Consider the following 20768-nt stretch of genomic DNA (forward strand, 5'->3'; position numbering starts at 1 on the left):
GGACCCGACTCCGTGCCGCACCCTTCCTCCGCATGGTGGCGGAACGCCGCCATCTACCAGGTCTACGTCCGCAGCTTCGCCGACGGCGACGGCGACGGCACAGGCGACCTCGCCGGGGTACGCGACAGGCTGCCCTACCTCGCCGAACTCGGCGTCGAGGCACTGTGGTTCACGCCCTGGTACGTGTCCCCGATGGTGGACGGCGGCTACGACGTGGCGGACTACCGGGCCATCGACCCCGCGTTCGGGACGCTGGCCGAGGCGGAGAAGCTCATCGCGGAGGCCCGCCGCCTCGGCCTGCGCACCATCGTCGACATCGTCCCCAACCACGTCTCCGACCGGCACCCCTGGTTCCAGGCCGCCCTCGCCGCGCCCCCGGGCAGCCCGGAACGCGAGCTCTTCCACTTCCGGCCAGGCCGCGGCCCGGGGGGCGAACTGCCCCCCAACGACTGGCGTTCCGAGTTCGGCGGGGTGCCCTGGACCCGCACCACCGGGCCCGACGGGCGGCCGGGGGAGTGGTACCTGCACCTCTTCGCGGCCGGCCAGCCCGACCTCAACTGGGCACACCCGCAGGTCAGGCGGGAACACGAGGACATCCTGCGCTTCTGGTTCGAGCGCGGGGTCGCCGGCGTCCGGATCGACTCGGCGGCGCTGCTCGCCAAGGACCCGGCGCTGCCCGACTTCGAGCCGGGCCGCGACCCGCACCCCTTCGTGGATCGCGACGAACTGCACGACATCTACCGCTCCTGGCGCGCCGTCGCCGACGAGTACGGCGGGGTGCTGATCGGCGAGCTGTGGCTGCCCGACGTCGAGCGCTTCACCCGTTACCTGCGGCCTGACGAGCTGCACACCGCCTTCAACTTCGACCTGATGGCCTGCCCCTGGGACGCCGCCCGCCTGCGCGCCTCCATCGACTCCACGCTCGCCGCCCACTCCCGGGTCGGCGCCCCCGCCACCTGGGTGCTCGCCAACCACGACGTGACCAGGACCGTCACCCGCTACGGCCGCGAGGACACCGGCTTCTCCTTCGCGGCCAAGCGCTTCGGCACGCCGACCGACCGGGCCCTCGGCACCCGCAGGGCCAGGGCCGCCGCCCTGCTCACCCTCGCCCTGCCCGGCGCGGTGTACCTCTACCAGGGGGAGGAGCGCGGCCTGCCCGAGGCGGAGATCCCGCTGGACCGCATCACCGACCCCATGCACCACCGCTCCGGCGGGGTCGACCCGGGCCGGGACGGCTGCCGGGTGCCGCTGCCCTGGGAGGGCGAGGAGCCGCCCTACGGCTTCGGCGGCGCGGCCACCTGGCTGCCGCAGCCGGCGGACTGGGCCCCGTACACCGCGGAGCGCCAGGAGGCCGACCCCGGCTCGATGCTGCACCTCTACCGCACCGCCCTGCGGCTGCGCCGCGGCTGGCCCGCGGCCGAGGCGGAGCTGACCTGGCTCGAAACCGGCCCCGGCACCCTGGCGTTCGCCCGCCCCGGCGGCGTGATCTGCGCCGTCAACCTGGCGGAGGAGCCGATGCCGCTCCCCGCCCACCAGGCCGTCCTGCTCGGCAGCGCCCCGCTCGGGGAGTCCGGCCTGCTGCCGCGGGACGCGGCGGTCTGGCTGCGGGGTTAGTCCCCGCGGCCGGGCCGCCACCCACCCCCCACCCCTTCCGCACGGAAAGGAATGTCATGAGCGTTACAAGACGCGCCCGGCTGCGGACCCGATTGCCGGCCGCACTGGCCGCCGCGGCCTGCGCCGCCCTCCTGGCCGCGCTCCCGGCGGCCGGCCCCGCCCAGGCCGCCGCGCCCGCGCACCCCGCGGCCGCCACCGGCGAGGCGACCGCCGCGGCAGGCGCCGACCTGCCCTTCGTCACCCAGGAGGCCGAGGCCGCCGAGCACAACGGCACCGTGATCGGCCCCGACTACACCCAGGGCACCGTCGCCTCCGAGGCCTCGGGCCGCAGGGCCGTCCGCCTCGCCTCGGGACAGCGCGTGTCCTTCACCCTCACCGCCCCCGCCAACGCGGTGACGGTGGCCTGCAACATCCCCGACGGCGCGAGCGGCACCCTGTCGGTGTACGTCAACGGGCAGAAGCTCGACCGGCCGCTCGACGTCACCTCCCGCTACTCCTACTTCGACGCCCCCTGGATCGCCGGGGCGAAGACGCACCACTTCTTCAGCCACGCGCGGCTCCTCCTCGGCCGCGACCTTTCCGCCGGGGACACCGTCACCCTCCAGGCCGACCCCGGCGACACCGCGGGCCCCTACGTCGTCGACACCGCCGACTTCGAGCAGGTCGCCGACCCCGCCGAGGCACCCGCCGGCGCACTCGACGTCACCAGCCGGGGCGCCGACCCGACCGGCGTGGCCGACTCCACGCAGGCGTTCACGCAGGCCGTCGCCGAGGGCAGGGGCGGGGTCGTCTGGATTCCGCCGGGCACCTACCGGCTGACCCAGCCCGTCTACCTGGAGAACGTCACCCTCCGCGGCGCGGGCAGCTGGTACTCGACCGTGCTCAGCTCCCGCTTCGTCAACCAGGGCGAATCGCCGGGCAACGTCCACCTCGCCGACTTCGCCGTCATCGGCGACGTCACCCAGCGCGTGGACAGCAACCCCGACAACTTCGTCAACGGCAGCCTCGGCCCCGACTCCTCGGTCTCCGGCATGTGGCTCCAGCACCTCAAGGTGGGCCTGTGGCTGACCGGCACCAACGACGGCCTGCGCGTCGAGGACAACCGCATCCTCGACATGGCCGCCGACGGCCTCAACCTCAACGGCAACGCCAACGGCATCGTCGTCAGGAACAACTACGTCCGCAACACCGGCGACGACGCCCTGGCCATGTGGTCCCTGCCCGCCCTCAACCACGACTCCACCTTCGAGCACAACACGGTGGTCCAGCCCAACCTGGCCAACGGCATCGCGATCTACGGCGGGCGCGACATCACCGTCCGCGACAACGAGGTCCGGGACACCAACGCGCTCGGCAGCGGCCTGGCCATCTCCAACCAGGCCTTCCTCCAGCCCTTCTTCCCACTCGCCGGCACCATCACGGTGGCGGGCAACACGCTGGTGCGCGCCGGGGCACTCAACCCCAACTGGAACCACCCGATGTCCGCGCTGCGCATCGACTCCTACAACCACCCCGTGGAGGCCGAGGTCCGCATCAGCGACACCACCATCCTCGACAGCCCCTGGAGCGCCATCCAGTTCGTCTCGGGCGGCGGCCAGGGACTCGCGATCGGCAACGTCACCATCGACGGGGCCAGGATCGAGAACGTGGGCACCGTCGCCCTCCAGGCCGAGACCACGGGACGGGCCACCCTGCGCAACGTCACCGCCACCGGCGTCGGCGTGGCCGGCGTCTACAACTGCCCCTACCCCAGCGGCCTCGGCCCACTTGACCTGGTGGACGGCGGCGGCAACTCCGGCCTGGACGGCCAGTGGACGGACTGCGGCACCTGGCCGCAGCCGGGCGAGGACCCAGGCGAGCCCGACCCCGGTCGCAACCTCGCCGCACACCGGCCGGTCACCGTCAGCAGCCACACCGACGTCTACTCCGGCTCCCTTGCGGTGGACGGCGACGCCGCCAGCTACTGGGAGAGCGCCAACAACTCCTTCCCGCAGAGCCTGACCGTGGACCTCGGCCAGCAGTTCGAGGTGGGGCGCCTGGTGCTCAGGCTGCCGCCCTCGGCCGCCTGGCAGAGCCGCACCCAGACCCTCACCATCCAGGGCGGCGCCACGGCGGACGCGCTGACCGAGCTCGTGCCCCAGCGCACGTACGCCTTCGACCCCGCCGCCGGCAACCAGGTCACCCAGGCCCTGCCGGACGGCACCCAGGTGCGCTACCTGCGGCTGACCTTCACCGCCAACACGGGATGGCCCGCGGCGCAGCTCTCCGAGCTGGAGGCCTACCTCTCCTGACCGGCCGCCGCCCGATGCGCGAGCCGGGCGGCCACGACCGGCGCCCGGCGGCGCGCTCGACCCGCGCCGCCGGGTTGCCACTATCGTGAACCCATGCTCAGCGATCGGGTCCCGGTCCTCGTGCTCGCCGGCTTCCTCGGCGCGGGAAAGACCACGCTCCTCAACCACCTGCTGCGCAACCGTCACGGCGTCCGCATCGGCGCCGTCGTCAACGACTTCGGCAGCATCCAGGTCGACGCGATGGCGGTGGCGGGACAGGTCGACGCGATGGCCTCCTTCGGCAACGGCTGCCTGTGCTGCGCCGTGGACACCGAGGACCTGGACGCGGCCCTCGCCCGGCTCACCGACCCGGCCGCCGGCATCGACCTGGTGATCGTCGAGGCGAGCGGGCTGGCCGAGCCGCCCGCCCTGATCCGGATGATCCTGGCGAGCGAGGCGCCCCGCGTGCGCTACGGCGGGCTCGTGCAGGTCCTGGACGCGGCCGAGTTCGACCACACCAGGCACGCGGAGACCGCCGACCTGCTGGTGCTCAACAAGACCGACCGGGTCGCCGAGGACGAACTGCGCGGCCTGCGCAAGCGACTTGACGACCTGGCCCCCGGGGTGCCCGTGGTCGAGACGATCCAGGGGCGGGTCGACCCGGGGCTGTTCTTCGACGCCGACGCGGCCGGCCCGCGCGCTCCAGGCCCCCGCCAGCTCTCCTTCGCCGACCTCGCCGACCCCGCCCCGCAGGGCGCGGAAGACCCGGCGGAACACCGGCACACCGCCTACGACAGCCTGGCCTTCACGAGCGAGCGGCCGCTCGACCCGCGGCGGCTGATGTCCTTCCTGGACACCAGGCCGCCCGGCCTCTACCGGATCAAGGGCTTCGTCTCCTTCGGGCCCGGGCCCGGCCGGCGCTACGGCCTGCACACCGTCGGGCGCTTCCTGCGCTTCCAGCCGGCGCCCGCCGGAGAGCGCACCGAACTCGTCCTGATCGGCAGCGCCTTCGAGGCCGAGACGCTGCGCGCCGCACTCACCGCCTGCCTCGCCGCCGGGCCGGCCGACCCCGACCCGGCCCGCAGCGGCATGTGGGAGATCGCCCGCTACCTCGACCGGCCGGGGGAGCCGGCGGCCGAAGCGGCGGACTGACTCAGACCGGGGCCCCCACCACGGCGATCGGCTTCTGGGGCGGCGTGCCGGAGCCGTCCCGCCGCGGATCGGGCTCGGGCAGGGGCACCGGGGCGCCCGTGGCGCTCGCGGCCCGGGCGGGAGCCGCCCCGGCCCAGGCGAAGGTCAGATGGTCCTCGCCCTTCAGGAACCGCTGGCAGCGCACCCCGCCGGTGGCCCGCCCCTTGCGCGGATACTGGTCGAACGGCGTCAGCTTGGCGGTGCCGAGCGAGTCGTCCAGGGTGCCGCTGCCGCCCGCCACCGTGAGCACCAGGGCCTCGCCCGCCGGATCGACGGCGGTGAAGGACAGGACCCGGGCCCCCGCGGCCAGCTTCACGCCCGCCATGCCGCCGGCCTGTCTGCCCTGCGGGCGCACCTGGGAGGCCGGGTAGCGCAGCAGCTGCGCGTCCGAGGTGATGAAGACGAGATCCTCCTCGCCGGTGCGCAACTCGGCCGCGCCCACGATCCGGTCGCCCTCCCGGAGCGCGATGACCTCCAGCTCCTCCTTGTTCGAGGGGTACTCGGGGACCACGCGCTTCACCACGCCCTGCTCGGTGCCGATCGCCAGGCCGGGCGAGGACTCGTCGAGCGTCGTCAGGCACAGCACGCGCTCCCCCGGCCGCAGCGAGACGAACTCCGAGACCTGCGCCCCGCCGGACAGGCTCGGGGCCGCCCCGCTGTGCGCCAGCTGCGGCAGGTCGACCACGGAGACCCGCAGCAGCCTGCCCTCCGAGGTGACCACCCCGATCTCGCCGCGGGTGGTCGTGGGCACGGCCGAGACGACGACGTCGTGCTTCGCCCGCTTCGCGCCGCCCGCCCCCTCGGGCCTGGTGGCGGCGTCCTGGTCGAAGGGCGCCTGCTCCTCGGAGGCCCGCGCCAGCAGGCCGGTGGAGGACAGCAGCACCCGGCAGGGATCGTCGGCGACCTCGAGCGGCACGGCGTCCACCTGCTCGCCCTCGGACTCGAGCAGCACCGTGCGCCGGGGCGTGCCGTACTTCTTGGCGACGTCGGCCAGCTCCGCGGAGACCAGCTTGCGCAGCTCGGCGTCGGAGTCGAGGATGCGGGTCAGCTCCTCGATCTCCCGGGTCAGCCGGTCCCGCTCGGCCTCCAGCTCGATCCGGTCGTACCTGGTCAGCCGCCGCAGCGGGGTGTCCAGGATGTACTGGGTCTGCACCTCGGTCAGGCCGAACCTGTCCATCAGCGCTTCCTTGGCCTGCGTGGCGTTCTCGCTGCCGCGGATGAGGCGGATCACCTCGTCGATGTCGAGCAGGGCCACCAGCAGGCCCTCGACCAGGTGCAGCCGGTCGCGCCGCTTGCCGCGGCGGAACTCGCTGCGCCGGCGCACCACCTGGAAGCGGTGGTCGACGTAGACCTCGAGCAGCTCGCGCAGGCCCATCGTCAGCGGCTGCCCGTCGACGAGGGCCACGTTGTTGATGCCGAAGGTCTCCTCCATCGGCGTCAGCTTGTACAGCTGGGCCAGGACCGCCTCGGGGTTGAAGCCGTTCTTCACCTCGATCACCAGGCGCAGCCCGTGCTGGCGGTCGGTCAGGTCCTTCACGTCGGCGATGCCCTGCAGCCGCTTGGCGTTGACCAGATCCTTGATCTTCGCCACGACCTTCTCGGGCCCGACCGTGAAGGGCAACTCGGTCACCACGAGCCCCATGCGGCGGGCGGTCACCTTCTCCACCGCGACCGTCGCCCGCATCCGGAAGGTGCCGCGGCCGGTCGCGTAGGCGTCCCTGACGCCGTCGAGCCCGACGATCCGGCCGCCGGTCGGCAGGTCGGGACCCGGCACGTGGCGCATCAGCGCGGCCAGGTCCGCGTTCGGGTACCTGATCAGGTGGCGGGCCGCGGCGATGACCTCGACCAGATTGTGCGGGGGCATGTTGGTGGCCATGCCGACGGCGATGCCGCTCGACCCGTTCACCAGGAGGTTCGGATACGCGGCGGGCAGGGCCACCGGCTCCCGCTCGCTGCCGTCGTAGTTCGGCGCGAAGTCGACGGTGTCCTCGTCGATGGACCCCACCATCAGCCCGGCCGCGGAGGCGGACCTGCACTCCGTGTACCGCATCGCGGCGGGCGGGTCGTCGTTGCCGAGGGAGCCGAAGTTTCCGTGGCCGTCGACCAGGGGCACGCGCATCGTGAACGGCTGCGCCAGCCGCACCAGCGCGTCGTAGATCGCGCCGTCCCCGTGCGGGTGCAGCTTGCCCATCACCTCGCCGACCACGCGGGCGCACTTGACGTACCCGCGCTCGGGCCGCAGGCCCATGTCGTGCATCTGGTAGAGAATCCGGCGCTGCACCGGCTTCAACCCGTCCCGGGCGTCGGGCAGGGCCCGGGAGTAGATCACCGAGTAGGCGTACTCCAGGTAAGAGCTCCGCATCTCGTCGACGACGTCGATGTCGACGATGCGCTCCTCGAAGTCCTCAGGAGGCGGGGTCTTGGAACTGCGGCGGGCCATCGCGGCAGGGGCTCCTTCGTACGTCCGGACGGGTTGGCTCGGCGACCATTGTGGACCGCCCCGCTGACAACCGAGGACTTCGCACACCTCGGCTCACCTTGCATAAGGTGACAGAACATCTCCACCGTCCGAGCGAAGGGACCTCATGCCCATGGGCCACACGGCCACCCCGCAGGATACCGCCGGCGGGCTCACCGCGACCGAGCACAGGCTGGCCAACGGGCTGCGCGTGGTGCTCTCCGAGGACCGTCTCACCCCGGTCGCCGCGGTCTGTCTCTGGTACGACGTAGGCTCCCGTCACGAGGTCAGGGGCCGCACCGGCCTGGCGCACCTCTTCGAGCACCTGATGTTCCAGGGCTCCCAACAAGTCAAGGGCAACGGCCACTTCGAGCTCGTCCAGGCCGCGGGCGGCTCGCTCAACGGCACCACCAGCTTCGAGCGGACCAACTACTTCGAGACGATGCCGGCCCACCAGCTCGAGCTGGCCCTGTGGCTCGAGGCCGACCGGATGGGCACCCTGCTCACCGCGCTGGACGAGGAGTCCATGGAGAACCAGCGCGACGTCGTGAAGAACGAGCGGCGCCAGCGCTACGACAACGTGCCCTACGGGACCGCCTTCGAGAAGCTGACCTCCATGGTCTTCCCCGACGGCCACCCCTACCACCACACGCCGATCGGCTCGATGGCCGACCTGGACGCCGCCTCGCTCGACGACGCCCGGGAGTTCTTCCGCACCTACTACGCGCCCAACAACGCGGTGCTCTCGGTCGTCGGGGACATCGACCAGGAGCGGACCCTGGAGTGGGTCGAGAAGTACTTCGGCTCCATCCCCTCACACGAGGCCAAGCGCCCGCCGCGGGACGGCACGCTGCCCGAGATCATCGGCGAGGAACTGCGCGAGCTGGTCCGCGAGGAGGTGCCCTCGCGCGCCCTGATGGCCGCCTACCGGCTGCCGCAGGACGGCACCAGGGAGGCCGACGCGGCCGACCTCGCGCTGACCGCCCTGGGCGGCGGCGAGTCCTCGCGGCTGCACAACCGGCTGGTGCGCCGCGACCGGACGGCCGTCACCGCCGGGTTCGGGCTGCTGCGGCTGGCCGGTGCCCCCTCGATGGGCTGGCTCGACGTCAAGACCTCGGGCGACGCCGAGATCGCCGACATCGAGCGGGCCGTGGACGAGGAGCTGGCCCGCTTCGCCGAGGAGGGCCCGACGCCGGAGGAGATGGAGCGGGCACAGGCCCAGCTGGAGCGCGAGTGGCTGGACCGGCTGGCGACCGTCGGCGGGCGCGCCGACGAACTGTGCAAGTACGCCGTGCTGTTCGGCGATCCGCAGCTCGCGCTGACCGCCGTGGACCGGATTCTCGAGGTCACCCCCGAGGAGGTGCAGGCCGTGGCCGCGGCCAGGCTGCGCCAGGACAACCGGGCCGTGCTGGTCTACGAGCCGCTGGAGGCCAAGGAGGCCGACGACCTGCAGGACAGCCTTCCCGAGGCGCCCCCCGGGGTGGCGGGCGAGGACACCGAGGCGCCGGGCGCGGCGGCGCCGGTCGCCGGAGACGAGGCCGAGGGAGCGGACAAGTGACCGAGACCACCCCGATGCAGCTCCACCCGAGGCCGACGGCCGGCGAGCCGCGGCTGTGGGCGTTTCCCGCCCCGGAGCGCGGTGGGCTGCCCAACGGCATGACCGTGCTGCGCTGCCACCGCCCCGGCCAGAAGATCGTCGCGGTGGAGGTCAACCTCCTGGCGCCGCTTGCCGCGGAGCCCACCGGGCAGGAGGGCGTGGCGACCATCATGTCCCGGGCCTTCTCCGAGGGCACCGACCGGCACACGGCCGAGGAGTTCGCCGCCGAACTCGAACGCTGCGGGGCCACCTTCGACACCCACGCCGACCACCCGGGCGTGCGGCTCTCGCTCGAAGTGCCCGCCTCGCGGCTGACGAAGGCGCTCGGCCTCCTGGCCGAGGCGCTGCGCGCCCCCGCCTTCCCCGAGCACGAGATCGAGCGCCTGGTGCGCAACCGGCTCGACGAGATCCCGCACGAGCTGGCCAACCCCGGGCGCCGCGCGGCGATGGCCCTGTACGCCGCGCTGTTCCCCGCCGAGTCCAGGATCTCCAGGCCGCGGCAGGGCACCGCCGAGAGCGTGGCGCGCATCGACGCCAAGGCGGTGCGCACCTTCTACGACGCCCACGTGCGGCCCGCCTCCGCCACGGTCGTCGTCGTCGGCGACCTCACCGGCATCGACCTGGACGCCGCCCTCGCCCAGACCCTGGGCGCCTGGACGGGCAACGCGCCCTCGCCCGCGGCCTGGGAGCCGATCACCGCCGACGACACCGGCCGGGTGGTGATCGTGGACCGCCCCGGCGCGGTGCAGACCCAGCTGCTGATCGGGCGCACCGGGCCAGACCGGCACGACCCGGTCTGGCCCGCCCAGCGCCTCGGCGTCTACTGCCTGGGCGGCACGATCACCTCGCGCCTCGACCGCGTGCTGCGCGAGGAGAAGGGCTACACCTACGGCATCAGGGCCTTCGGGCAGGTGCTGCGTTCGCGGGCGGACGGCAGCGGCCTCGCGCTGCTCGGCATTCGCGGCTCGGTGGCCACGGACGTCACGGGGCCCGCGCTGGCGGACCTGTGGCAGGTGCTGCGCACCCTGGCCGCCGAGGGGCTGACCGACGAGGAGCGCGACGCGGCCGTGCAGTACCTCGTGGGCGTGGCGCCGCTCAGCTTCGAGACCTCGGCGGCCGTGGCCGGCACCCTCGCCGACCAGGTGGAGGAGGAGCTGCCCGACGACTACCAGGCCGGCCTGTACGCGAGGCTCGCGGAGACCGGCACGGTCGAGGCCACGGCGGCGGCCGTCCGCGCCTTCCCGCCGGACCGGCTGGTGACCGTGCTCGTCGGCGATGCCGGTCAGATCGCCGAGCCGGTCAGGCAGCTGGGCATCGGCGAGGTCACCGTGATCAGCGGCAGCTGATCGCGGCGACCGCCCTGGGAAGCCCCGGTTCGCCGGGGCTTCCCGCCGTTCGGCCCCGGCCGTTCGCAGTCGTCAATCCGGGCGCGGGCCAACGCGGATCGTTTCGTAAGCAAGGCCGAGATGCGCTCCCTTTTTCGGGGCGCTATCGGCATTCCCGCGTTTTTGCCATACAGTTCGGTGAGTGATCCGGCAGTAATGCGACAGGGCTCCGCCGGTATGGCTGTGGGGGTTGATTATGCGTATCTCCGCGCAGACGGTATGCACGGCGATCCGTGACGACATTGTCGGCGGCGTCCTGCCACCCGGGGTGAGGCTGGCGGAGGAGCAGCTGGCCAGGCGCTACGGGGTCTCCCGGGTGCCGGTGCGCGAGGCGCTGCGGACGCTGGAGTCCGAGGGGTTCGTGGTCTCCAGGCGGCACGCCGGCGCCTGCGTGGCGCAGCCGGGCGACCGGGAGGCGGCGGACCTGCTGGACATCAGCGCGCTGCTCGAACCGCTCGGCGCGGCCAGGGCCGCGCAGCGGCGCACGGAGGCGCATCTGAAGGTTCTGCGCGGGCTCGTGCGCCTCGGGCGCCAGCGTGCAGGTCAGGGGCAGGAGGCGGACCTGAGGTCGCTGGGGGACTGGTACCACGAGACCCTCGCCCAGGCCACCGGCAGCCCCGGCCTGGCCTCCCTGCTGGTGCAGCTGCGCCGCAAGATCACCTGGCTGTACGGCGCCGAGCCGGCCACGCGCGCGGTGGTGATCTGGCAGGAGCGCGGCGCCCTGGTGGACGCCGTCGCCCGGGGCGACGCGGAGCGGGCGCGGGCGCTGTCCGCGGCGCAGTTCGAGCACGCCGCCCCGGCCCGCAGGCAGTTCGGGGGCGCCGCTGTGAGAACCCGGAAACCTGCCGTAAACACGGCGCGCGGCCAGAATTAACAGCGCTCGTATACACCTGGATGTCAGGGAAGAATTACGGCGAAGGTTCCCGTCGAAAGTGCGTGGATACTTCGGTCCGGATTGCCGCCCCTGTATTTCCCTGCCCGGAATTGATCCCCGCCTCCTGGCGGACCTTCCGCGCGCCGTGGCGGACCGTTTTTCCCCCGGGTTCCCGCGCGCCGCCCCGAGTTCCGCGGCCATCCCCCGCTTTTCCCCCGCGATCCCCCGTGCGGCTCTCCGTTCCTCCCCCGTTCCCCCTCGTTCCCCCCGTTCTCCCTCGTGGTCTCACGGGTTCTTCACGCGGACTCGGGGGGCTCCTCGAGGCCCTCCGCGATCAGCCGGGCCAGCCGGTCCAGGGCGTTCGCGGCCGCTTCGCCCTCCCCGGTGGAGGCCAGCACGACCTCGTCGCCCGGCTCGGCGCCCAGGCTCAGCACCGCGAGCAGCGAGGCGGCGTTCACGGGCCTGCCCTCGCCCCGCGCGATGGTGACCGGCACTCCGGTGGCGGTCGCCGCACGGACGAGGATCGACGCGGGACGGGCGTGCAGCCCGTCGGCCCAGCCGATGGTGACGCGGCGCTCGACCATGGTGTGTTGCCCTTCGCGTGGGAGAGTGGCCCGGGTTGACGCCGGGGGGGAGCGCACCTGCTCGAACCTCCCGCCCGGACACAGCCAACCGTACGCTGATGCCATGGCGCCCCCCGTCCAGCCTCCCTACCCGGCCCACTGGGAAGCCGACGTGGTGCTGCGCGACGGCGGGCTCGCGCACGTCAGGCCGATCACGCCGGCCGACGCCGGCCGGCTGGTCGACTTCTACGAACGCGTGTCCGACGAGTCGAAGTACTACCGGTTCTTCGCCCCCTACCCCCGGCTCTCCGCCCGCGACGTGCGCCGGTTCACCCACCACGACTACGTGGACCGCGTCGGCCTCGCCGCCGTCGCCGGCGACGAGTTCCTGGCCACCGTCCGCTACGACCGGCTGCCCGAGGCGGGGGACCGGGCGGAGGTGGCCTTCCTGGTCCAGGACGCCCACCAGGGGCGCGGCATCGCCTCGGCCCTGCTCGAACACATCGCCGCCGTCGCCCGCGAGCGGGGCATCCGGGAGTTCGAGGCCGAGGTGCTCCCGGCCAACCAGAAGATGATCAAGGTGTTCACGGACGCCGGGTACTCCCAGGCCCGCAGCTTCGCGGACGGCGCCGTGCGCCTCACCCTCGACCTCGAACCCACCGCCCAGTCCCTGGCCGTGATGCGCGCCAGGGAGCAGCGCGCCGAGGCGCGTTCCGTGCAGCGCCTGCTCTCCCCGCGCGCCGTCGCGGTCGTCGGCGTCGGCCGCCGCCCCGGCGGCGCGGGCCGCGCCGTCCTCGCCGGCCTGCTCGCCGGTGGCTACGCCGGCCGGGTCCACGCGGTCAACGACGCCCTGCCGCCCGGCCGCACCGAGCTCGCCGGCGTCCCCGCCCACCGTTCGGTGCGGGAGATCGGCGCCCCCGTGGACCTCGCCGTGCTCGCGGTGCCCGCGGCCCGGGTGGCCGAGGCCGTCGCCGACTGCGGCCTCGCGGGCGTGCAGGGCCTGGTCGTCCTGGCCGCCGGGTACGGCCGGCGGGAGCAGCGCGACCTGGTCCACCACGCCCGCCGCCACGGCATGCGCGTCGTGGGGCCGAACGCCTTCGGCCTGATCAACACCGACCCGGCCGTCCGGCTCAACGCCAGCCCCGCGCCGCGGCTGCCGCGCGCCGGACGCGTCGGGCTCTTCACCCAGTCCGCGGCCATCGGCATCGCCGGCCTGGCCGAGCTCGAACGCCGCGGCGCCGGCCTGTCCACCTTCGTCTCCGCCGGGAACCGCGCCGACCTCTCGGGCAACGACCTGCTGCAGTACTGGCACGAGGACCCGGGCACGAACGTGGCCCTCATGTACCTCGAATCGGTCGGCAATCCGCGGAAGTTCACCCGCATCGTCCGCCGCACCGCCGCCGCGGGCACCCCGGTGGTGGTGGTCCGCGGCGGGCGGCACAGCGGCGGCGCCCCGCCGCACGGCCACGACGTGCCGGTCAGCCGCACCCCCGAGGCCACCGTCTCCGCCCTGCTCGCCCAGGCGGGAGTCATCGAGGCGGACACCGCGACCGAACTGGTCGACATCGGGCTCCTCCTCGCCCACCAGCCGCTGCCCGAGGGCCCGCGCGTGGCCCTCCTCGGCAACGAGGAGGCGCTCGCCCTGGTCGCGTACGACGCCTGCCGCGCCCACGGTCTGCGCCCCGCGCCCCCGGAGGTGCTCGGGCAGGCCGCCGGCCCGGCCGAGTACCGCGCGGCCCTGGCCGCCGCCCTCGCCGGCCCGGCCGTGGACGCCGTGGTCGTCACCGCCGTCCCCGCCGTCGGTCCCGGCGCCCCCGACGCGGAGCCGCTCGCCGCCGCCCTGGCCGCCGCGGTTGAGGAGGCGGCGGGGCCGGCCGGCGCCGGGGAGCGGCGGGCCGCGGGCAAGCCGGTGGCCGTGGCGCACCTGGCCGTCGAGGGCCTCGCGGAGGCGCTGAGCGCCCGCGGCCTGCCGGCCTATCCCTCCGCCGAACGCGCCGTGCGGGCGCTGGCACGGGCCGTCGCGCACGCCGAGTGGCGGGCAGGCGCCGTACGCCCGGGGCGCGTTCCGCAGTACGAGGACCTCGACGAGGCCGCCGCAGCGCGGCTCATCGCGGGCGTCACCCGGAACGCCCAGGGGACCGCGCTCGACGAGGAGACCGCCCGCCGGCTGCTGGCCGCCTACGGCATCCGCGTGCTGCCCGCGCTCCCGGCGCCCGACCCGGACGCGGCCGCCCGCGCCGCCGCGGCGCTCGGCTACCCGGTGGTCCTCAAGACCACGGCCCCGCACCTGCGCCACCGGCCCGACCTGGGCGGCGTCCGGCTCGACCTGGTCACCGAGGAGCAGCTGCGCCTGGCCCACGCCGACCTCACCGCCCGCCTGGGACCGGCCGCGGAACTGCGGCTGACGGTCCAGCCGATGGCCGCGCGGGGCGTGGACACGACGGTGCGCGCCGCGGTGGACGCGGGCATCGGCGCGGTGCTCTCCTTCGGCCTGGCCGGGCCGGCCTCGGAGCTGCTCGGGGACGTCGCCCACCGGCTGCTGCCGCTCACCGACCGCGACGCGGCCGAGCTGATCCGGTCGATACGCGCGGCCCCGATGCTCTTCGGCTGGCGCGGCGCCGGCCCCGTGGACACCGAGGCGCTCACGGAGTTGCTGCTGCGCCTCGGGCGCCTGGTGGACGACCGGCCGGAGATCGCCTCGGTGGAGCTCGACCCCGTCGTCGTGGCGCAGGCGGGCGTCACCGCGCTCGCGGCCTCGGTGCGGGTGGCGCCCCCACCGCCCCGGCCCGACCTGGGGCCCAGGCGCCTGCGCGACTACGGACCGGGGGGCGGCGGGGCGCCCGCGGGGTGAGCCGCGAGGCGGCCGGGCGCGGCCGGGGCAAGGGCGCTCCGCACGCGCCGGGGACGCCGCCGCGGGCCCCACCGGTGTCGGACCCTCCCCGTAGGATGGGCGCATGGCGAAGACAGGTACGACGTCCCAGGGCCTGCGGGAGGCGATCGAGCGCAGCGGGTACTACCCCGCGCTGGTCGCCGAGGCGGTGGAAGCGGCGGTGGGCCGCGAGCCCGTCGTCTCCTTCCTCGTCCATCAGGAGACCACCTTCGACAACAACGAGGTGCGTCGCCACGCCACCGTCCTCGTCCTCACCGGTACCCGGTTCATCGTCAGCCATACCGACGAGCAGTCCTCCGAGGGCAACACGCCGGTGCCCTACGCCACCACCTCCACCGAGTCCGTGAAGCTCTCGCGGATCTCCTCCGTGGTCCTCAGCCGCGTCGTCGCCGACCCCCAGTCCTACGTGCCGGGCACGCTGCCGCGCGAGGTCGTGCTGACCATCGGCTGGGGCGCCGTCTCCCGCATCGACGTGGAGCCCGCGAGCTGCGGCGACCCCAACTGCGAGGCGGATCACGGCTACACCGGCTCCACCACCGCCGACGACCTCTCGCTGCGCATCAGCGAGGCGGGCGACGGCCCGGAGACGGTCAGGCAGACCCTGGAGTTCGCCCAGGCGCTGTCGGAGGCGACGGCGGTGGCGGGCAGGTGACCCCGCCCCAGTCCGGGGGGAGCGCCCGCGCCGGGGAAGGCGGCCGGCCGGCCGCGCCCCCCGGCCCCGCGGCGCACGAGCCCGCCCCCCTCGACCCCCGCGAGGCGCCCGCCCCGCGCTACGGCTCCGCCTCCCTCGCCGACCTGCTGCCCGCGGCGGCGGCCGGGCTCGGCGTGCCGGGCGTGACCTCGCCGCTCAGCCTGCCGCCCGCCGACCGGGTCTGCGTGTTCCTCGTCGACGGGCTCGGCTGGGAGGCGTTGCGCGCGCACCCGGCCGAGGCCCCGTTCCTCACCTCGCTGCTGCCCACCTCCACCGCGGGCTCCGGGCTCCCGCTCACCGCCGGCTTCCCCGCCACCACCGCCACCTCCCTGGCCTCCGTCGGCACCGGCCTGCCCCCGGCCGCGCACGGACTCGCCGGGTACAAGGTGCTCGACCCGGCCACCGGCGAGCTGATGAACCAGCTGCGCTGGGACCCGTGGACCGACCCGGCGGCCTGGCAGCCGTACCCCACGCTCTTCCGGCGGGCCGAGGCCGCCGGGGTCGCCGCCTCCCAGGTCACCGCGCCGCACTTCGAGCACACCCCGCTCACCCAGGTCGCGCTCTCCGGCGGCACGTTCGTGGGCCGCCTGGACGCGGGGGAGCGGATGGACGCCGCGGCCCGGCGGCTCGCCGCGGCCGACCGGACCCTCGTCTACACCTACTACGCGGAGCTCGACGGCACCGGGCACCGCCTCGGCATCGCCTCGGGCGCCTGGCGCGAGCAACTGCGTTACGTGGACTCGCTTGCCCAGCGGCTCGCCGAGCAACTGCCGCCCCGCGCCGTCCTCTACGTCACCGCCGACCACGGCATGGTGGACGTCCCGCACACCGAGGAGGCGCGGTTCGACTTCGACACGGACTGGGAGCTGCGCGCCGGCGTGGCCAGGCTCGGCGGCGAGGGGCGGGCCCGCCACCTGTACGCGGTGCCCGGCGCCGCGGCCGACGTCCACGCCGTTTGGCGCGAGGTGCTGGCCGGGCAGGCTTGGGTGGTGACCCGGGAGGAGGCCGTGGACCTCGGCTGGTTCGGGCCTCCGGGCGTGGCGCTCGACCCGCGGGTCGAGCCACGTGTCGGCGATGTCGTCGTGGCGATGACCGGCACGGCGAGCGTCATCGCAAGCGAGTCGGAGCCCAACGAGTCGGCGCTCGTCGGCATGCACGGCTCGGTCACGCCCGCGGAGCAGCTGGTCCCGCTCCTCGAAGTACGCACCTGACCCCGACCTGGAGCCTTGTTCCGTTGGCTGAACTCGCTTTCTTCGCCGGCACGATGGACTGCGGCAAGAGCACGCTGGCCCTGCAGATCCAGCACAATCGCTCGGCCCGCGGTCTGCTCGGCCTCATCTTCACGCGCAACGACCGAGCCGGGGAGGGCAGGCTCTCCTCCCGGCTCGGCCTCGTCACCGACGCCATCGAGGCGGACGAGGGCTTCGACTTCCACGCGCACCTGGTCAAGTACCTCACCGCCGGGGGCCGGGCCGACTACGTCATCGCGGACGAGGCCCAGTTCCTGTCGGCCGAGCAGGTCGACCAGCTGGCCCGGGTGGTGGACGACCTGGGCATCGACGTCTTCGCCTTCGGCATCACCACCGACTTCCGCACCCGGCTCTTCCCCGGCTCGCAGCGGCTGATCGAGCTGGCCGACCGGGTCGAGGTGCTCCAGGTCGAGGCGCTGTGCTGGTGCGGGGCCCGCGCGACGCACAACGCGCGCACGGTGGGCGGCCGGATGGTCGTGGAGGGCGCACAGGTGGTGGTCGGCGACGTCGGCGGCGGACAGGAGATCGGGTACGAGGTGCTCTGCCGCCGGCATCACAGGAGGCGGCTGACCGCGGCCGCGGCCGGAGTGGGGCAGTTGTCGCCCGAGGTGCTCCCCGCCGACCCGATTCCGCACCAGGCGACGTAGCCCGCCTCGCCGGGCCGCGGGCCCGGTCGCGGGCGGGCGGCCTCGCCGGGCCGCGGAGACCGCCTCCCCGCGCCTCCCTTCGGCGGGGAGGGGCGGGGAAGCGGGAGGTGCGCACGGTGCGAGTGGGGCCAAAAGTGGGGGGTGGAGGTGCACAGCCCGGTTAGCGGCGGCCCGGCCTGATGACCGCGAAGATCGCGCCCTCCGGGTCGGCCGCCTTCGCCCAGCGCCCGAACGGCGAGACCTCGGGTTCGCTCAGCCGCCGGCCGCCGAGCTCCACGATCCGGTCCAGCGTCTCCTCGACGTCGGGCACGGAGAAGTAGGACAGCCAGTGCGCCCCGCGGTCGTGGGGCAGTTCGTCGCCCACCCCGCGCAGCCCGGCGACCGGCCTTCCCCCGAGCCGCAGGGTCAGGTAGTCCGCCTCCTCGGGCAACGCCGGCTCGTGCACCGGCTCGTAGCCGAAGACCAGGGAATAGAACTTGCTCACGTGCGAAGTGTCCGCGGTGATCAGCTCGTTCCAGTCGGGGGCGCCCACGGGCGCCTGGAAGGACCCCCGGCGCCGCGGCGGCCCCTGCCACAGGCCGAAGGCCGCCCCGCTCGGGTCGGCCGCGATCGCCAGCCGCCCGACCGACTCGACGTCCAGCGGGCCCACGGCCACCGTCCCACCGCAGTCCCGGATCAGGGCCGCGGTGCTGTCGGCGTCGGGCGTGGCGATGTACGGCAGCCACGCGACCAGCCGTGGCGCGCCCGGCGCGATCTCGCCGAGCCCGGCCACGGGATGCCCCTCGCGCAACGCCCGCACGTACGCCCCGAGCTGCGACGGCCCCTCGTCAAACTCCCATCCGAACAGCTCACCGTAGAACCGCCGGCTCGCGTCCAGATCGTGGACCATGAGGCTCAGCCAGCGGTGCGTTCCCAAACCGGGCGGACTCGCCGTTTCGGTCATTCTCGTCCCTTCTTCTCGGCCGTTCTCGGCTGTCAGGACCATCACGTCACTCATGCTGTTGCTCCTGCCCAGGCAGGGCAGCACAAGTCTCCCCCGGACGTGGGGACAATGAGGCCATGACAGCAATGATCTCGGCCGCGGAACTCGCGTCGGCGCTCGCCCCTGGCGCACCGGCCGCCGAGCGCCCCGTGCTTCTCGACGTGCGCTACCAGCTGGGCGGGCCGCCGGGCCGGCCCGCCTACGAGGCGGGGCACCTGCCCGGCGCCGTCTTCGTCGACTTGGACGCCGAACTCGCCGCCGAGCCCGGCCGCGGCGGCCGGCATCCCCTGCCCGACCTCGGCGTCTTCGGCACCGCCATGCGCCGCGCCGGGGTCTCCCACGGGCGGCCCGTCGTCGTCTACGACGGCGGGCAGGGCTGGGCGGCGGCCCGCGCCTGGTGGCTGCTGCGCTGGACGGGCCACCAGCGGGTGCGGGTCCTCGACGGCGGGCTCGCGGCCTGGCCCGGCGAGACCACCACCGAGGAACCCGAGCCGCCCGAGGGCGACTTCGTGCCCGCCCCGGGCGCGCTCCCGGTGCTGGACGCGGCGGGCGCGGCCCGCGTGGCCAGGACCGGCGTGCTGCTGGACGCCCGGGCCGCGGAGCGGTACCGCGGCGAGGTGGAGCCGATCGACCCGGTAGCGGGGCACATCCCTGGCGCGATCTCCGCGCCGACCACGGAAAACCTGGACGAGAACGGCTTGTTGCGGCCCCCCGTCGAACTCGCCGAGCGGTATGCCGCGCTCGGCGTGACGCCGGGCGCCGAGGTGGGGGTCTACTGCGGCTCCGGCGTCTCCGCCGCGCAGGAGGTGCTGGCCCTGACGGTCGCCGGCATCGAGGCGGCCCTCTACCCGGGGTCCTGGAGCGAGTGGGTGAGCGATCCGGAACGGCCCGTGGCCACGGGCCAGGAACCCGGCTGAGCCGCCGCACGCGTCGCCCGAGCCGTCCCCCGCCGCCGGTCCCGCCGGCGCGGCGGGACCGGCGGGGCGGCCGTCACTCCTTCTTCTTGCGGCGGGTGCCGAAGACGATCTCGTCCCAGCTGGGCACCGCCGCCCGGCGCCCCGGCCGCACGCCGTCCGCCTCGGCCTGACGGTCCGTGTTCCCCGTCAGGCGCTCCCGGTGGCCGCCCACGGAACGCGGCATCAGCACGTCCGCGTACGTGGAACCCGCGCTCGCCGCCGAGGGGCCGCGGCCCGGCGGCACCTCGGCCGCCGGCTCGTCCCCGTCCTGCTCGCCCTCCCCCTGGCCGGACGCGGCCGAGGGCTCGGGCACCACGAGGTCCCCGCGGAAGCTCGGCACCGCCTCCAGCAGGCTGGTCAGCGAGTCCGTGTCGTTCTCCGCGCGCGCGGAGGGCACCTCGGCCGAGGCACGGGCCGCCGGGCGCTCCCGCTCGCTCTCCCGCGGCAGCCGGGCGATCCGCGGCACGAACGGCGTGATCGGGTCGGGCGTGTCGTCGGTCTCGCCGAGCAGGGCACGCGCCTCGTCGTCCACGGCCTGCACCAGGCGGCGCGGCGGGTCGTAGGTCCAGCTCGCCGAGTGGGTCTCGCCCGCCACCCGGTAGACCAGCAGCACCTCCCAGGTGCCGTCGTCCCGGCGCCAGGAGTCCCAGCGCACCGCGTCCTTCTCGGCGCCGCGCAGCAGCAGGCGGTCCGCGACGGCCTCGCCCAGCAGCGGGCCGGCCGACTCGCCCGGGCGGCGCAGCGGCGTCTTGCGGGCGCGTTCCGCCATGAAGGCGCGCTCGGCCAGCACGGGCCCCTCGAAGCGCCGCACGCGGTCCACGGGAATCCCGGCGAACTGGGCCACCTCTTCCGCGGTGGCGCCGGCTCGTATCCGGGCCTGGATGTCGCGCGGGCGGAGGTGGTTTTCCACCTCGATCTCGATCTGGCCGAGACGGGCCCGGTCGTTGCGCACGGCCGCGCGCAGCCGCTCGTCGATCGGCAGCGTGTATTCCGTGTTGTCGGCAGCCTTGAGCACCAGGCGTGTGCCGTCATTGCTCACGGCCACGACACGCAGTTCGGGCACGAGGACCTCCCGGTGGTGCCTGCCGACGTCACGTACGTCGCTGCTCCCGCTAGACGAGTGTGACTTGCCCGGGCGCAGCCTGCCACAACCTTGCCGACTTGCCCGGCGTGTCGGGCCATGGTCTTGAGCCGCCGTTATGGCACAGTCACCACTTTGCCACGTGCGGTGACCGGCGCGGGGATGCTCCCGCACACGGGCCAGATCAGGGCCAAGGCCAGGTGCCGTCAGGTTACTCCATTAGGACCACGGGGGAGGGGCGCCGCGCCAGGGAGTTTCGCTCGCGGGCACGGGAGTTGGGCCCCGAGGCAGGTGGATCGCCGGTCGGCAAGTCGCACAG

General features: G+C 74.4%; 15 protein-coding genes. 11 read left to right on the top strand and 4 right to left on the bottom strand.

The genetic code is table 11. The features are described from left to right. The first annotated feature begins 12 nt into the window (after positions 1-12). The 3 genes from D7294_RS26255 to D7294_RS26265 all read left to right on the top strand — a co-directional run bounded on the left by D7294_RS26255 (position 13) and on the right by D7294_RS26265 (position 5036). Positions 13-1614, top strand: a complete 1602-nt coding sequence (locus tag D7294_RS26255) for a glycoside hydrolase family 13 protein (protein WP_120684056.1) — start codon at positions 13-15, stop codon at positions 1612-1614. 56 nt (positions 1615-1670) lie between these two features. Further along, positions 1671-3905, top strand: coding sequence for a discoidin domain-containing protein (locus tag D7294_RS26260; RefSeq protein WP_120684058.1), 2235 nt, complete (start codon positions 1671-1673; stop codon positions 3903-3905). Positions 3906-3998: 93 nt separating this feature from the next. Further along, entirely contained in the window at positions 3999-5036 is a 1038-nt protein-coding gene (locus D7294_RS26265; RefSeq protein WP_120684060.1) for a CobW family GTP-binding protein, read from the top strand. A gap of 1 nt (position 5037) precedes the next feature. Here the strand turns inward: D7294_RS26265 and D7294_RS26270 are convergent, their stop codons facing one another. Continuing rightward, positions 5038-7515 (bottom strand): DNA gyrase/topoisomerase IV subunit A, encoded by a 2478-nt coding sequence (locus D7294_RS26270; protein WP_120684062.1) that lies wholly within the window; start codon positions 7513-7515, stop codon positions 5038-5040. A gap of 145 nt (positions 7516-7660) precedes the next feature. Between D7294_RS26270 and D7294_RS26275 the strand changes: the two genes are divergently transcribed. The 3 genes from D7294_RS26275 (at position 7661) to D7294_RS26285 (ending at position 11389) form a co-directional block, all read left to right on the top strand. Then, positions 7661-9091 carry a M16 family metallopeptidase gene (locus D7294_RS26275; protein ID WP_174248445.1) on the top strand — a complete coding sequence of 477 codons (1431 nt, stop codon included), beginning with the start codon at positions 7661-7663 and terminating at the stop codon, positions 9089-9091. 14 nt (positions 9092-9105) lie between these two features. Then, positions 9106-10476, top strand: coding sequence for a M16 family metallopeptidase (locus D7294_RS26280; protein WP_174248447.1), 1371 nt, complete (start codon positions 9106-9108; stop codon positions 10474-10476). A gap of 235 nt (positions 10477-10711) precedes the next feature. After that, the gene (locus tag D7294_RS26285) at positions 10712-11389 is read left to right on the top strand and encodes a GntR family transcriptional regulator (protein ID WP_120684068.1); all 678 of its coding nucleotides are present in this window, start codon (positions 10712-10714) and stop codon (positions 11387-11389) included. Between the two features lie 296 nt (positions 11390-11685). Here the strand turns inward: D7294_RS26285 and D7294_RS26290 are convergent, their stop codons facing one another. Next, the gene (locus D7294_RS26290; protein WP_120684070.1) at positions 11686-11973 is read right to left on the bottom strand and encodes an HPr family phosphocarrier protein; all 288 of its coding nucleotides are present in this window, start codon (positions 11971-11973) and stop codon (positions 11686-11688) included. 103 nt (positions 11974-12076) lie between these two features. Between D7294_RS26290 and D7294_RS26295 the strand changes: the two genes are divergently transcribed. The 4 genes from D7294_RS26295 (at position 12077) to D7294_RS26305 (ending at position 17430) form a co-directional block, all read left to right on the top strand. After that, the gene (locus D7294_RS26295) at positions 12077-14803 is read left to right on the top strand and encodes a bifunctional acetate--CoA ligase family protein/GNAT family N-acetyltransferase (protein ID WP_120684072.1); all 2727 of its coding nucleotides are present in this window, start codon (positions 12077-12079) and stop codon (positions 14801-14803) included. 103 nt (positions 14804-14906) lie between these two features. Beyond that, on the top strand, positions 14907-15494 hold the full coding sequence (locus D7294_RS33460) for a DUF5998 family protein (protein WP_241562634.1): 588 nt from the start codon (positions 14907-14909) through the stop codon (positions 15492-15494). Continuing rightward, complete coding sequence (locus tag D7294_RS26300; protein ID WP_241562635.1) at positions 15491-16744, top strand: alkaline phosphatase family protein; 1254 nt, start codon at positions 15491-15493, stop codon at positions 16742-16744. Before D7294_RS33460 ends, D7294_RS26300 begins: the two co-directional genes overlap by 4 nt. A gap of 23 nt (positions 16745-16767) precedes the next feature. Next, a complete protein-coding gene (locus D7294_RS26305) occupies positions 16768-17430 on the top strand; it encodes a thymidine kinase (protein WP_120684076.1) in 663 nt (220 codons plus the stop codon). 160 nt (positions 17431-17590) lie between these two features. Here D7294_RS26305 and D7294_RS26310 read toward each other — a convergent pair whose 3' ends face one another. Then, a complete protein-coding gene (locus D7294_RS26310) occupies positions 17591-18373 on the bottom strand; it encodes a VOC family protein (protein ID WP_120684078.1) in 783 nt (260 codons plus the stop codon). Between the two features lie 116 nt (positions 18374-18489). Here D7294_RS26310 and D7294_RS26315 point away from each other — a divergent pair, with 116 nt between their 5' ends. Further along, a complete protein-coding gene (locus D7294_RS26315) occupies positions 18490-19329 on the top strand; it encodes a sulfurtransferase (protein WP_120684080.1) in 840 nt (279 codons plus the stop codon). A gap of 73 nt (positions 19330-19402) precedes the next feature. Here D7294_RS26315 and sepH read toward each other — a convergent pair whose 3' ends face one another. Then, on the bottom strand, positions 19403-20431 hold the full coding sequence (gene sepH / locus D7294_RS26320) for a septation protein SepH (protein WP_120684082.1): 1029 nt from the start codon (positions 20429-20431) through the stop codon (positions 19403-19405). Positions 20432-20768: the final 337 nt, after the last annotated feature.

The organism is Streptomyces hoynatensis (assembly GCF_003626535.1).
GTDB lineage: Bacteria > Actinomycetota > Actinomycetes > Streptomycetales > Streptomycetaceae > Streptomyces > Streptomyces hoynatensis.